Genomic DNA, 13,625 nt, shown 5'->3' with positions numbered 1-13,625 from the left:
GCCGATTGGCGTCATAGCTGCGGGTCTCGACGACCCCGTTGGCAGAGGTGGTGACCAGCGGCTGGCCGCTGGCATGACAGGTGCCAGAACGTGGACATGGGGCTGATCAGCCCCGGCACGGCGCCCAACCGGCCGAAGCCGGCATCGAGCTCTCCGTCGGCAGCGTCGGCGACTCCTACGATAACGCTCTCGCCGAGACGATCAATGGCCTCCTACAAGGCCGAGGTTATCCATCGGCGGGGAACGTAGAGAAGCTGCGAGGCGGTCGAGTCCGCCGCGCTGACCTGGGTCAACTGGTTCAACAGACGCCGGCTGCTGGAGACCATCGGCAACATACCGCCGGCCGAAGCCGAGGAACGCTACTACGCCATGCAGGAAGCTCAAGCAATGGCGGCGTGACGCAAACGAAATGGCCTCCGGCAAACCCGGGGCGGTTCAGGAAGCCACTTAGCGACAGCCCCGAAACTGTTCAAACAAACCGAGCCAGCTCTGTGCTCACCCGGCCGTCAGCCACCAAGCGGCTGGCCCTGATCGGCCGATCAGCGCGCGCCGATCTGATCGTCTCGGGGGATCGCAAGCATCTGCTGCCCCTGGACAGCCATCAGGGCATCGACATTGTTGATGCGGCCGAGGCGGTCAGGCGCATCGCAGCGGGCACATAGAACAACGCCCGCACAGGGCGGGCGTCGCAAGCGGCAGGAATCGATCAGCTGCCCAGCTTCGCGGCCATGGCCGATCGGATGTCTTCCTCGGTGTGAAGGTACTGCCCGGGGGCCTCCATGGTGTCAATTCCATAGAGGTACACGACACCCTCCCAGATGCGATCTTTCGCGTTCACAGGCGAGAACGTTAGCGAACCCGCCTCGGACTGCTGCACCACACCGTAGGCCCAGCGGTCAGCCGCTTCTCTGGTCATTCGCCCGTCCAGCACATCGCAGAACACACGGCGCACCGCCTCAAGATCGATCTCCACTTACCAGCTCCCCGTGTAGTTTCCGTTGCGGTCGAACTGGTAATAGGTCTTGCTCCCGTTGTTCAGTTCCGGACGGACCTGACGAACATTGACGGCTTGATCGACAGTCTCGTGCCACCCACGCGACCTTCCTGTCGCAGCGTCGTACGCATGCACGTATCGACGTCCGGCCATCTGCCCAGCCTTGCTAGCCGGCTGGACTTCACCGTAGTAGCGAATGCGGCCGTTCTCAAGCTCCTTGACCCCGCCCTTGCCGTACTTCTCAGCGTAGCCAAGATGCTTGGACAGGTCTGCAGCCTGCTTCGCACTTGCCGCTCCCCCCTTCGCGACCCACTCAACTCCCTCTGCTACTGCCTTCCCCCCGATCTTACCGGCGGGAATAAGGCTAGCCCCGACCATTGCAGCGCCGAACCAACTTGGTTTCTCATAGAACTCAGCTGCAGAAACAGCAGTACCAACAACTGGCACATATCCGAGTAACTCCTGGGCCGCCTTGGCATCACGTGCACGTTCCTGCGAATCACTGAGCCTTATACGTTCCTCAAGGGAAATATTGCCGTATTCGATGTGCCGACTATCCCGCCCGGAGAAGTAATTGCCCGATCTATCGTTACAACTGTGGCAGCTATAGCTGCCGTCTTTTTGAGGTGAACCGCTGACAAATGAGTCATTCCCCCCGGATCCTTGAACAGAATTGGATTATTTGCGGCATTGGCATACCTGTTTGTCCCGACGCCTTGTTGGGTTGGGTCGAACCAGTCTGGTGAGACGAAGCGGGCGAGGATGGGGTTCCCCGGTCAGGCCGGGGACAGGCTCCGTAGCGGGCGTTGAGGTAGGTGAGGCCGGTTTCCGGGTCGTCGCGCCCGGTCAGGACGCGTCGGCGCCCTGACCACAACTGAGAGCTGGCCCGCAAGGCGGGCCGGGGATCTAGCCCTTGGATTCGCGCGGCAGGTTCGCCGCCTGCTGCAGCTCCGAGCGCTGGCCGTAGGGGCGGTAATGGTTCTCCGCGATGACGGCGCCGCTGCCGTCCGTCATCAGCCGGATCGAGGCCACTGGTTGCCAGCCTGCGTCACCGCATGCGGGCGCGGACCCGTCGGGGCGGGAATGCTTGTCGCTGCCCACCGCCGAGTTCGACGTCACATTGTCCGCCGCGTCAGACGTATGTTTCGGGGGTGAAGCTCTGTCAGACGTCGGCGCTGTCCCGGTTGGGGGGCTGCGTCAGCCGGTCAACCGTGTCATAGGCATAGGTCCAGTTGCCATAGGGCCGGTTCGACGTGACCGAGGTGATCAGGCCCCCAAAAACGCGGCAAGATCGTTGCGGGTATGCTCTCCGAGAACAGCGCCGTCCCGCCAGTTCCAGCATTGGGCCCTGTGGTGACGATGCCCATGCCTTGACCTGGCAGCCACAGCCGATTGGCGTCATAGCTGCGGGTCTCGACGACCCCGTTGGCATAGGTGGTGACCAGCGGCTGGCCGCTGGCATGATGGGTGCCAGAAAGTGGATATGGGGCTGATCAGCCCCGGCACGGCGCTCAGCCGGCCGAAGCCGTCATACGGGTAGCCCACCACCCCCGGCGTCGCAGTCGTACCCGAGGACTGGGTGAGGACCGGGCGTGATCTGCACCACCAAACGCCGCCGTCAGGGCCGCACCATGGGCGGAAGGACACCCCTCAAGACCTTTGCCGACGACCTGAAACCCCGGCAACGCCACTGGAAAACCAAGGGAGAGACGCTGCCACCCAGACACAAACAGGCTTCAATGCAACCAGAAACCCAAGCCGCCTGTGCCGCCTCAAAACACAGCGTTGTCAGGTGAATACCGTCTCTGTACAAACAGTATGCGTCTATTAATTCAGGACGTGCCGAGACGGCCGCCTAGAGGGCAATCTCAAAACACATCTCTGATAATCTAAGAAGCCGCGCCAGCAAAAGCGCCTAGTCGGAACTTGAACCAATTAGGACTGTCGCTTTGTCATGCCCAAAGAACAAGAACGCGAAATCCCAAAAAACTGGGTACGCAGGATGCCCACGAACAAGAAATATTCGTTCCACTTTTAATGACGATTTTGCTAAGCTATACAGTTGGCGTTTCAGTTCATCAATTAGCTCAATGAAGGCTGCGCTTTGGATGACTTCTGCGCTAGGCCCCGCACCTCTAAAACCGGAATAAAGAAGCGAACCCGCTACCTCATCGCAAAGGGCATCTTCTGTTATCTCTTCTACAGTACCAAGAACCGCCTCCGAGCCCAGTAAATTGCTAAAAATACCTTCTGCACTCAAATTCTGCGTAATTGGAAGTTCATACAGTCTTAAGAAAACAGTATAATTTGTAGCGCAATTTTCTATTTGGGACTTTATTTCATCTAATAGATCTTGCCTCATGGATTCCTCAGCGTGTTAGTTGGAAAGGACGTCACAATACGCCCACCTTTATTTATTTGCTCAACGATCACCGTTATATCAATTCCATCATGTGTTACTTCAACTTTAATTCGACCATTTGGCTGGGTAGTCCGATTAGACTTTGGATCAGTTGCTACATCAGAAATTTCGCCTCGAATTTTATCGTCACTCCAGTCGCTTGGAAACTCAGACTTGCCGGGCTTGCCCGTGCCAGACCTGTGTCCACCACCTCCATTCGGCCCATCGCCATCAAGAATATGTTGATCCCCATCTTCGTCGAGCAAGCTTGGCTTATGCTCTGAGCTTTTCTCATCTTCTCCCTCTTCCGTCTCCTGCTCATACTCCGGCTTGCTCGTTCCGCCGACGTTCGCTGACTGGTTTAACGCTTGGTCATTCAACGCGCTTGAGGAGTGGTCGCGTTGACCATAATTGGACTGCTTATTTTGCTTGTCTGCAGCATCGATAAAAAGCATTGCGGTGATGCCTGCAAGAATAGCAACACCAAGGCCGGCGCCAGTGACTTCGGTTGACTGGTTCCCCCCCCGAATCCTTGAACAGGATTGGATTATTCGCCGCATATGCATACCTGTTTGTCCCGACGCCAGGTTTGGTCGGATCGAACCAGTCTGGTGAGACGAAGCGGGCGAGGATGGGGTTCCCCGGTCAGGCCGGGGACAGGCTCCGTAGCGGGCGTTGAGGTAGGTGAGGCCGGTTTCCGGGTCGTCGCGCCCGGTCAGGACGCGTCGGCGCCATGACCACAGCAAAGAGCTGGCCCGCAAAGCGGGCCGGGGATCCAGCCCTTGGAGTCGCGCGGCAGGTTCGCTGCCTGCTGCAGCTCCGAGCGCTGGCCGTAGGGCCGGTAGTGGTTCTCCGCTGGACGAACATCCCGCACGGCATTCGTCGACGGCCTGAAAAAAAGCCCCCGAAACGCCTCCGGAAAAACCAAGGGAGAGACGCTGACACCCAGACCCAAACAGGCCTTGATGCAACCAAAATCCCGAGCCGCCTGCGTTTCAAAACGCGGCGATGCGGCAGGTCTCACCGCTCCAGCGCCGCCACCACTTCCACATGCGGGGAGTAGAGGAACTGGTCGACCGGGGTCACGCGGGTGAGCTTGTAGCCGCCGTCGAGGAGGAGGCGCAGGTCGCGGGCAAGCGTCGCCGGGTTGCAGGAGATGGCGGCGATGCGCTTGACCCTGGAGAGCGCAAGCTGTTCGGCCTGGGCTTGGGCGCCCGCCCGCGGCGGGTCGAAGGCGACGGCGTCGAAGGCATTGAGTTCGGCGGCCATCAGCGGCCGGCGGAACAGGTCGCGGCGCTCGAAGGTCAGCTTCTTGAGGCCCGAAGGCACGCGGCTGGCCTTGTCGAGGGCGGCAAGGGCGGCGGCATCGGCCTCCACCGCATGCACCGACATCAGCGGCGCCATGCGGAAGGTAAAGGTGCCGATGCCGGCGAAGAGGTCGGCGGCCTTCTTTGACGGGCCGAGAGCCTCCAGCGTCAGCCGGGCGAGGTCCTCCTCGGCCGCCGCACTGGCCTGGGTGAAGCCGCCCGGGGGCGGCACGACGGCGATGCGGCCGAAGCTGAGCGCCGGTGGCCGGATCTCGATCACCACCTCGCCCTTGATCGCCAGCCGGGCGAGGTCGAGGTCGGCGGCCAGGCGCGACAGGGCGATCAGCTTCTTCTCGTAGCCCGTCACCGGATCGTCGATCGCCACATCCAGTCCGGCGGCCGTGGCCAGCACGGTCAGGCGCAGCTCGCCCTTGCGCGGGATCAGCGGCTCGGCAAGCTTCTTCAGGCCCGGCACGGCGGCGAGGATCGCCGGGTCCAGAACCGGGCACTCGACGAGGTCCACCAGCCGGTGGCTGCCCTTCTCGTGGTAGCCGAGCAGCACCTTGTGCCCGGCCCGGAGCGCGGTCAGGACGGCGCGGCGGCGGCTGCCGGGACGGGTCGGCAGGATCGGGTCGACGGGCACCTCGATGCCCCGGTCGGCGAGCGCCCGGACCACCTGGTCCTGCTTGAAGGCGAGATAGGTCGCCTCGTCCATGTGCTGCAGGCTGCAGCCGCCGCAATGGTGGTTCTGGTCGGAATTTGCCGCACGGCGGTGGGCCGACGGCGTCAGAATCTCCAGAATTGTCGCACGATTGCCCTGCCGCGACACCCTGAGGTGATCGCCCGGCAGGCCGCCGGTCACGAACAGGGGGCCATCCGGTCCCTCGGCGATGCCGTCGCCGAGATGTCCGAGGGAGGAAATGGTGATGTCGAGGGTCGCGTCAGTCATGGCCGTGCGATACTCCGCCTGACGGCGGCCCGCAAGCTTTCCCTCGGATTTCAGCTTGTTTTGCGCCCGTGGAGCAGGAATTCCCGGTTGCCGTCGCCGCCCGTGACAGGGGAGGGCAGCAGCCCCAGCGCCTGCCAGCCGGGGAGGGTGTCGAGCCAGTCCCGCAGCTCCCCGGCCGAGGCCTCGGCCCGGTCGGGTGCCACCAGTCCGCCCTTGCCGACGCCCTCGCGGCCGACCTCGAACTGCGGCTTGACCAGCAGAAGCGCCTCGGCACCAGGCGCGGCAAGGGCAAGGGCAGGGGGCAGGGCGAGCTTCAGAGAGATGAAGCTGACATCGCTGACGATCAGGGAAGGGGCTGTGTTTTCAAGATCTTGCGCCGTGAGGTCACGGGCGTTGAGACCATCGCGCCGGTTCACGCGCGGGTCGTTCGAGATGCTCTCATGCATCTGCCCGTGGCCGACGTCGATGGCATGCACCCGGGCTGCGCCGCGCTCCAGCAGCACCTGGGTGAAGCCGCCGGTCGAGGCTCCGACATCGAGGCAGGTGCGCCCGGCCGGCGACACCCCGAAGCCGTCGAGCGCGGCAATGAGCTTCAGCGCGGCCCGCGAGACATAGGCACCGGCGGGATCGGAGATCTCGATTTTGGCTGTCAGGTCAACGGGTTGGCCGGGCTTTGTCGCCGTGCGGCCATCCACGGTCACCGTGCCGCGCAGCACGGCATCCCGCGCCCTCGCGCGGCTGGCGCAAAGACCGAGATCCACCAGACGCTGGTCCAGCCTTTCACGCGTCGCCATGACACCGGGTACCTGACATGATCGAAATCTAGAAACAGCCGGCCAGACCGGCGATCAGGCGGTCGACATAGATGGCCTCGCCGAACTTCAGCCAGGCAAGGCTGGCCGCCAGGACCAGTGTCCCGCCGCCCAGACCCGCGCCTGCCATCCAGTATCGTGCCGGCATCTCCATGCTCCTGCCTGAGGCTCGTGGTTGCCCGGGCGACCGGTCAGCTCGCCGCTGCCTCGGTGATCAGGCGCCGCAGCTTGGCCAGGGCCGTTTCCGGATTCTCCTCGTAGGCAATCGTGCCGACGAAGCGATTGTTCTTGTCCATCAGATAGATCGCAGCCGTATGGTCCATCGTGTAGCCGCCCGCGTCAAGCGGCACCTTCTTGGCATAGACCCGGTAGGCCTTGATCATGGCATCCACCTGCTCCCGGGTCCCGGACAGGGCCTGCACGCGCGGATCGAAGGCGGCGACATAGTCCTTCATCACCTGCGGCGTGTCCCGCTCGGGATCGACCGTGACGAAGGCATAGTTCAGCTTGTCCGCATCCGGGCCGAGCTGCTCGATCCAGCCCTGCAGGTCCGACAGGGTGGTGGGGCAGACATCCGGGCAGAAGGTGAAGCCGAAGAAGAGCACGGTCGGCTTGCCCCGGAAGGTCGCGTCGGTCACCGGCACATTGTCACCGTTGACGAGACTGAACGGGCCGCCGATCGAGGCCACGGGTTCGATCAGGGTGCCCGATCCCGAGCCCCCCGACATCTGGGAGTAACTGACATAGCCTGCGCCGATGGCGAGGGCGGCAACCGCCGCCCAGGCCCCGTAGCGCACGATCTTGAGCGCTGACATCCTGCTTGCCTCAGTTTGTGGGCTTCGTCGTGCCATGGCCCTGCTGGCCATGACCGCCATGACCCCCGTGGGCACCATGGCCCCCGTGTCCGTCATGGCTCATTTCCTTGGCGCCGATCTTGGCAATCGGCATCTCGACAGTCACCGTGCCGGCCTTCTCGAAGGTCAGCGTCACCGGCAGGGTCTCGCCTTCCTTGAGCGGCTGCTTGATGTCCATGAACATCACGTGCAGCCCGCCCGGCTTCAGTTCGACGGTCGCGCCGGCGGGCACCGGAATGCCGCTCTCCATCTCGCGCATCTTCATCACGCCGTCGATGACGGCCATCTCGTGCAGTTCGGTCCGCTCCGTCACGGGAGCGCTGGCGGCCACCAGCTTGTCGTCGGTGCTGCCCTTGTTGGTGATCACGAGGAAACCGCCGCCGGCCATGGCGTTCGGCGGGGTTGCCCGGGTCCAGGCGTCGCGGACGGTGATGTCGCCAACGGTTGCCTCGCCGGCAAGTGCCGGGAGTGCAGCGCCGGTCAGTACGGTGGCCGACAGCAGGGCGGCCGAAAGAAGGGTCTTCGCAAAAGTCATGGTCTTGTCCTGAAACGGAAAGGAAATGGCAGGCCCGAAGGGGCGCCGGACGTGGTCTGGGAGCGACAGCTGGTCTCAGGCAACAGGCGGGCCGCGGCTGAGGCGCCCTGTCACGGCCCGGCCGGGCAGATCCAGGTCCGCCGTCGCGGCATCGCCCGGCTCCTCAATGAGCCACGGGCCAGGGAGCACGGGGGCGAGGGAACCGCTCAGCGAGACCGGCGCCTTGTGCAGACAGGCCGGACCACAGGCGCAATGCAACGGGTCGTGGCCGCGCGCGGGCTCGCCGGCAGACCCTGCTGCCGTACAGATCACCGTGCCAGGGGGGGCAGCCTCGGCAAGGCCGATCGATCCGGACAGGCCAACGGAAAGAAGGAGCAGACGGGCGACCAGCGCCAGCACGCCAAGCACGACGAACGGGAGACGTTCGCCGCGAAGCCTGCTCAGCACGGATCGGGTCTGTGACATGGGCGCAATATGGTGGAGCGGCGGGCGCAAGGCGAGTGAAAACTTGACGCAGGCCGGGAGCGGTTCCGGCCCGTCAGGCGAGGCCGGCCTCGCCGCCGGGGCGAGCCGTCTGCCGCGCCTCCCGCACCGTTGCGTCGGGCGAGATCACCGCGCCCACCGGTGCCGTCGCATCCGGACCGAAGTCACGCTTGTGATCGGGAGAGGGCGTCGCGCGCGCAGCAAGACGGGTCATGACAAAGGCGATGGTCAGGACCTGCACGGCCGCAACGGTCATGTAGAGCCCGGAGGGGCCTGTCGCCTGCATGGCCAGCGAGGCCCCCGTCGGGCCGATGATCGACCCGATGCCGTAGGACAGGAGCAGTCCCGAGGAGGTCTCGACATAGTCCTCCGAGCGGGCGTGGTCGAAGGCATGGGCCACAGCCACCGAGTAGGCCGGCTGCAGCACGGCGCCGATGGCCACGGCGCAGAGCGTGGCGACGAGCGCAGACCTTGGCTCCCAGAGCGCGATCACGGCGGCGATGACCAGCGTTGCAAAGGCGAGGCCGAGCAGCACATGTCGCCGGTCCATCCGGTCGGACAATCGCCCGAAGGGCCACTGGCCCAGCACGCCTCCGCCGATGAAGGCGGCCGTGTAATAGGCCGCCTCGTTCGTCGAGAAGCCGATCTGCGTGCCGTAGATCGGAGCCATCGTCCAGATGGCGCTGCTCGCCAGGCCGACAAGGAAACAGCCGACGAAGGCGGCCGGCGACGTCTGGTAGAGTTTCACCGGCCGGAAGCGCACGATCGTGATCGGCGCCGGCTGCGTCGAGGTGGTGAGCGAAACCGGAATGACCGACAGGCTCACCATGATCGACGCCACGATGAAGGGCAGGAAGCTGTCGATCCCGAACAGCGAGATGGAGACCTGACCGACCATCATCGAGGCATAGAGCACCACGATGTAGAACGACATGATCATGCCACGGTTGCGGTTGTCCGCCGCCTCGTTGAGCCAGCTCTCGACGATCATGTAGAAGCCGGCGAGGCAGAAGCCCGAAACGACACGGATCAGGAACCACGACACCGGATCCACCAGGACCGGATGCAGCAGGACAACGGCGGACATGAAGGAAATCAGCGCCGCAAAGGCCCGCACATGACCCGCGCGCCGGATGATGAAGGGGCCGGCGAGACAGCCTGCGACCATGCCGACGAAATAGCCGGACGAAATCAGGCCGATGGCGAGGTCCGAGAACCGAGCCTCCTGCGCCGCCAGCGGCAGCAGGGTGCCCTGCAGCCCGTGGCCGACGAGCAGCAGTCCAACCGACGCCAGCAGCGCCGAGATCGAAGCAAGAGCCTTGAACATGTCTGTTTCCGAGCCGCGCGGCAGGACGGTGGCGGCGGTCATTTCCCTCGGTCGCGAGGGGCCGCAAGAGTGTCGCAAGTCCTGCATGACGGAGCCGCAGCGAGGCGTCAAGCGCCCGCTGCCGGCCTTGTCATCCGGATCTGCCGTGTCAGGCGCTGCGCACGATGGTGCTGACGTCGCGGCCGAGCGCCTCGAACACGGTCTTCAGGATGCCGTCCACGCTGAGTCCGGCGTCCTTGTACATCTGTTCGGGCCGGTCCTGGTCCTGATAGCGGTCCGGCAGGCGCATGCAGCGCACCTTGAGGCCGCGATCCAGGGCCCCGGTGTCGGCGAGCGCCGTCAGGACGTGGCTGCCGAAGCCACCGATCGAGCCTTCCTCGACCATCACCAGGACCTCGTGCTCGCGTGCGAGCCGGGCGATCAGGTCCATGTCGAGCGGCTTGGCAAAGCGCGCGTCGGCCACGGTGGTGGACAGGCCGGCGGCGTCCAGCTCGTCCGCCGCCTTCAGGCATTCCGCCAGTCGCGTGCCGAAGGACAGCAGCGCGATCTTGGTGCCTTCCTTGCGCACGACACCGCGGCCGATCTCCAGCACCTGGCCGCGTTCGGGCAGCTCGATGCCGACACCTTCACCACGCGGGTAGCGGAACGAGATCGGGCCCTCGTCATAGGCGGCCGCCGTTGCAACCATGTGCCGCAGCTCGGCCTCGTCGGCCGCCGCCATCACCACGAAGCCCGGCAGGCAGGCGAGGAAGGCCGTGTCGAAGGAGCCGGCATGGGTCGGGCCATCGGCCCCGACAAGCCCCGCGCGGTCGATCGGGAAGCGGACCGGCAATCCCTGGATGGCAACGTCATGCACCACCTGGTCATAGCCGCGCTGCAGGAAGGTCGAATAGATCGCACAGAAGGGCTTGTATCCCTCGCTGGCAAGGCCGGCGGCAAAGGTCACGGCGTGCTGCTCGGCGATGCCGACGTCGAACACGCGGGCCGGCAGGACCTGCTGCATCAGGTCAAGGCCGGTGCCTTCGGGCATGGCGGCGGTGACGGCCACGATCTTCTCGTCCCGTTCGGCCTCCTGGATCAGCGTCTGGGCAAAGACCGAGGTATAGCTCGGTGCATTGGCCTTGGGCTTGGCCTGCTTGCCGGTGATGACATCGAACTTGGCGACGCCGTGATACTTGTCCTTGGCCCCTTCGGCCGGCGCGTAGCCCTTGCCCTTCTGGGTGACCACATGGATCAGGACCGGACCCTGATGGGTGTCACGGACGTTCTTGAGCACCGGCAGCAGGTGCTCGAGATTGTGTCCGTCGACGGGCCCCACGTAGTAGAAGCCGAGCTCCTCGAACAGCGTTCCGCCGGTCCAGAACCCCCGGGCATACTCCTCGGCGCGGGCGGCCTTCTCCTGCAGCGGCCGCGGCAGGGCCCGGGCAATGTGCTTGGCCGCATCCCGCAGCGACTTGTAGGTCGGCCCGGACACGAGCTTGGCCAGATAGGCCGACATTGCCCCGACCGGCGGCGCGATCGACATGTCGTTGTCGTTCAGGATGACAATCAGGCGCGAATTCATCGAGCCGGCGTTGTTCATCGCCTCATAGGCCATGCCGGCCGACATCGCGCCATCGCCGATGACCGCGATGACGTTGTTCCGGCGCCCGTCCAGATCCCGTGCGACGGCCATGCCGAGGCCGGCGGAGATCGAGGTGGAGGAATGGGCGGCGCCGAAGGGGTCGAATTCGCTTTCGCTGCGCTTGGTAAAGCCGGACAGGCCCGCCGGCTGGCGGAGCGTGCGGATCCGGTCACGGCGCCCGGTGAGGATCTTGTGCGGGTAGCACTGGTGACCGACATCCCAGATGAGCCGGTCATCCGGCGTGCTGAAGACGTAGTGGAGCGCCACGGTCAGTTCGACGACGCCAAGGCCCGCGCCCAGGTGTCCGCCGGTCTGCGACACGGCGTCGATCGTTTCCGCGCGCAGCTCCTCGGCGAGCTGAGGCAGGTCGGCCTCCGGCAGGGAACGCAGCACGGACAGATCGGTCACCAGATCGAGCAGGGGGGTATGCGGCTTCACGGTCACGCTGAGAACCACTCCAATGGGCGCAGACAGGGCCCGAGGCTTACACGAAGGGCGTTCGGGGTGCAAATGCTGCACTTAGTGCGGCGACCGGAGATTTTCAAACGTCCGCAGCAGCGTCACTCGCGCATTGATTGAAAGGATTGCACGCTTGATCATCATGTCACCCGATTGGGTGATGCGGCTGAGTAAAAAATGTCATAATGATTTGGCGTGGTCGATGGGGCCACGTGCACAGTGATAACTGGGGTCGTGCTTCGCGCGGCCCCATTTTTTTGTCACGACGCAACCGATTACGTATTCATCCTTACGCAGTTCCCTCAGGTCTGCAACCCGTATTTTTGGGCATGTCAGTAGAGCGCCGAGAGCTTCGCGACCAGCTTGCACAGTTCGATCTGTGATGTGACGCCGGTCTTCTCGTAGATGCGACGAAGGTGAGTCTTGCCGGTGTTGCGTGTAATGCCAAGTGTTTCAAGGGTTTCGCCCAGCGAACCTGTCATGGCGAGGTAATAGGCAAGGCGGGCCTCGCTGCGGGACAATCCATAGGTGCCCTGCAGGGCATCTCTCGCGTCACGGGCAATGGGGCCTGGCTCCCGCAAGGTCACAAGAACGTGACCGTGGGTTCCCTCGCGGATCGGGGGTGTCGTGGGCCACACCGTCCGCAGCACGAAACGGCACAGGTTGCCGTCACTGCGGATGTGGATCGTGTCACGCTGACGTGACACCGGGCCGGTGCCCTGGTCCGTCTGCGCCCAGCCGGCCCGGGCCTCGTCGATCAGGTCCGCCAGCAGGTCGTCCGCTGTTTTCGGGAGGATCTGCAGCCGGCCGGTGCGCGTGTCGAACAGATCAGCGGCCGACAGGGCATCGATGCCGCCCGGGGTCGTGGCGACGACGCGCCGGTTGACGTCGACGAGGATGGCGCTGGTGCCTTCGTGGCGGACCAGCATGCGCTGCCTGAGCAGTTCCTGTCCCTGCTGCCGGTGCAAGGCCGCAAAGCCGAGCGCCTGGTTGAGCGTGCGGATCAGGCGGCGCGTGAAGGGGAAGTTCGCCGGCGACAGCCCCGGACCGTCCGGGTGCGACAGCAGCAGGAACACCGCCGAAGCTGCGTCCGACTGGTAGACGCGGGCAAGCAGGCCATGAGCCTGGACCAGTCCCGGTGCAAGCTCGAGGTGCAGCGCGGCCGTGTCCTCGGCGCTCAGCTGCTGCTTGCAGTAGGGCGCCATCAGCTCGGCCTCGGCAAGCAGGAAGCTGAGCATGTTGCGACCGCCGGCCGTCTGGATCGCGCTCATCATCTCAAGCAGGGGGCGGGCTGCCTCGGGCGTGCAGTACCGCGCCGTGTGGCGGCCGTCGGCGCCGAACTCGAAGAGATAGGCCGTGCCGTCAAGCGCCGCGCCGATCTCCCGGGCGGCATCCGGCCATAGCGCCGCATCCAGCAGCGCCGGGTAAAGACGTTCGAGCAGGAGGTCGCGCGGATCGTCGTCGAAATGCGTCATACTCGGACGGGCAGGCTCCAGGACCGATGCTGCGGGCAACGCAGGTCTTCAGACCGCAGCGTGGCCTGTTCAGCTTTCCGGATCAAGAGGGGTGGTGCCGGCCGCACGGCCGTCGCCGCCCAGCTGGATCTTCTCCACCTTTTCCTCGGCCTGCTTCAGCAGCCTGTCGCAGTGGGCCCGCAGCTGGGCACCCCGTTCATACATCTCGATGCTCTTCTCGAGCGGAACATTGCCCTGCTCGAGCGCCTGGACGATGTGCTCGAGCTGGCGCAGGGCCTCTTCAAACGAGAGGGTGGCGATGTCGGCGGACGTCTGGGTCATGGCGGGACTCACGCAGGTTGCTGGTTCGGACCATCGGATAGCGGGAGGCGACCGTCGCCGCAACCGGCGCAAAGGTCAAGGGGG

The 13,625-nt window shown here is 64.6% G+C and carries 16 protein-coding genes and 1 pseudogene; 2 read left to right on the top strand and 15 right to left on the bottom strand.

The features are described from left to right. Window positions 1-128 precede the first annotated feature (128 nt). Both GWI72_RS11355 and GWI72_RS11350 read left to right on the top strand, forming a co-directional pair. Window positions 129-399 (top strand): annotated as a pseudogene (locus tag GWI72_RS11355) (integrase core domain-containing protein); the annotation flags it as partial. A 92-nt stretch (window positions 400-491) separates the two neighbouring features. Continuing rightward, on the top strand, window positions 492-662 hold the full coding sequence (locus GWI72_RS11350; RefSeq protein ID WP_161708707.1) for a hypothetical protein: 171 nt from the start codon (window positions 492-494) through the stop codon (window positions 660-662). A 44-nt stretch (window positions 663-706) separates the two neighbouring features. Here GWI72_RS11350 and GWI72_RS11345 read toward each other — a convergent pair whose 3' ends face one another. The 15 genes from GWI72_RS11345 to GWI72_RS11280 form a co-directional block, all read right to left on the bottom strand. Next, window positions 707-973: a hypothetical protein gene (locus GWI72_RS11345; RefSeq protein ID WP_161708706.1), complete on the bottom strand. Its 267-nt coding sequence runs from the start codon at window positions 971-973 to the stop codon at window positions 707-709. After that, on the bottom strand, window positions 974-1,441 hold the full coding sequence (locus GWI72_RS20000) for a hypothetical protein (protein WP_209000090.1): 468 nt from the start codon (window positions 1,439-1,441) through the stop codon (window positions 974-976). It lies immediately after the preceding gene. A gap of 1,468 nt (window positions 1,442-2,909) precedes the next feature. Then, window positions 2,910-3,356, bottom strand: a complete 447-nt coding sequence (locus GWI72_RS11335; RefSeq protein ID WP_161708705.1) for a hypothetical protein — start codon at window positions 3,354-3,356, stop codon at window positions 2,910-2,912. Continuing rightward, complete coding sequence (locus tag GWI72_RS11330) at window positions 3,353-3,850, bottom strand: EndoU domain-containing protein (protein ID WP_161708704.1); 498 nt, start codon at window positions 3,848-3,850, stop codon at window positions 3,353-3,355. Before GWI72_RS11330 ends, GWI72_RS11335 begins: the two co-directional genes overlap by 4 nt. Continuing rightward, window positions 3,816-4,028, bottom strand: a complete 213-nt coding sequence (locus tag GWI72_RS20410; protein WP_161709157.1) for an RHS repeat-associated core domain-containing protein — start codon at window positions 4,026-4,028, stop codon at window positions 3,816-3,818. Before GWI72_RS20410 ends, GWI72_RS11330 begins: the two co-directional genes overlap by 35 nt. Window positions 4,029-4,415: 387 nt before the next feature. Next, on the bottom strand, window positions 4,416-5,651 hold the full coding sequence (locus GWI72_RS11320) for a class I SAM-dependent RNA methyltransferase (protein WP_161708703.1): 1,236 nt from the start codon (window positions 5,649-5,651) through the stop codon (window positions 4,416-4,418). Window positions 5,652-5,701: 50 nt separating this feature from the next. Continuing rightward, on the bottom strand, window positions 5,702-6,445 hold the full coding sequence (locus tag GWI72_RS11315) for a TlyA family RNA methyltransferase (protein ID WP_161676332.1): 744 nt from the start codon (window positions 6,443-6,445) through the stop codon (window positions 5,702-5,704). A gap of 28 nt (window positions 6,446-6,473) precedes the next feature. After that, a complete protein-coding gene (locus GWI72_RS19935; protein ID WP_179955994.1) occupies window positions 6,474-6,611 on the bottom strand; it encodes a hypothetical protein in 138 nt (45 codons plus the stop codon). A 43-nt stretch (window positions 6,612-6,654) separates the two neighbouring features. Beyond that, window positions 6,655-7,278, bottom strand: coding sequence for an SCO family protein (locus GWI72_RS11310; RefSeq protein ID WP_161708702.1), 624 nt, complete (start codon window positions 7,276-7,278; stop codon window positions 6,655-6,657). Between the two features lie 10 nt (window positions 7,279-7,288). Continuing rightward, a complete protein-coding gene (locus GWI72_RS11305; protein ID WP_161676330.1) occupies window positions 7,289-7,852 on the bottom strand; it encodes a copper chaperone PCu(A)C in 564 nt (187 codons plus the stop codon). A gap of 75 nt (window positions 7,853-7,927) precedes the next feature. Beyond that, window positions 7,928-8,299 (bottom strand): hypothetical protein, encoded by a 372-nt coding sequence (locus GWI72_RS11300; protein ID WP_161708701.1) that lies wholly within the window; start codon window positions 8,297-8,299, stop codon window positions 7,928-7,930. A gap of 91 nt (window positions 8,300-8,390) precedes the next feature. Next, window positions 8,391-9,662, bottom strand: coding sequence for an MFS transporter (locus tag GWI72_RS11295; protein ID WP_161708700.1), 1,272 nt, complete (start codon window positions 9,660-9,662; stop codon window positions 8,391-8,393). A 148-nt stretch (window positions 9,663-9,810) separates the two neighbouring features. Continuing rightward, complete coding sequence (dxs, locus tag GWI72_RS11290; RefSeq protein ID WP_390806323.1) at window positions 9,811-11,730, bottom strand: 1-deoxy-D-xylulose-5-phosphate synthase; 1,920 nt, start codon at window positions 11,728-11,730, stop codon at window positions 9,811-9,813. Window positions 11,731-12,077: 347 nt separating this feature from the next. Continuing rightward, window positions 12,078-13,220, bottom strand: coding sequence for a helix-turn-helix transcriptional regulator (locus GWI72_RS11285; RefSeq protein WP_161708699.1), 1,143 nt, complete (start codon window positions 13,218-13,220; stop codon window positions 12,078-12,080). Between the two features lie 69 nt (window positions 13,221-13,289). Next, complete coding sequence (locus GWI72_RS11280; protein WP_161676326.1) at window positions 13,290-13,541, bottom strand: exodeoxyribonuclease VII small subunit; 252 nt, start codon at window positions 13,539-13,541, stop codon at window positions 13,290-13,292. Window positions 13,542-13,625 lie beyond the last annotated feature (84 nt).

Origin of the sequence: Pannonibacter sp. XCT-53 (assembly GCF_009915765.1) — a bacterium.
In the GTDB taxonomy this organism is placed as follows: domain Bacteria; phylum Pseudomonadota; class Alphaproteobacteria; order Rhizobiales; family Stappiaceae; genus Pannonibacter; species Pannonibacter tanglangensis.
Note: the sequence above shows the minus strand (reverse complement) of the source record. Positions and strands in the feature narration are given on the sequence as shown.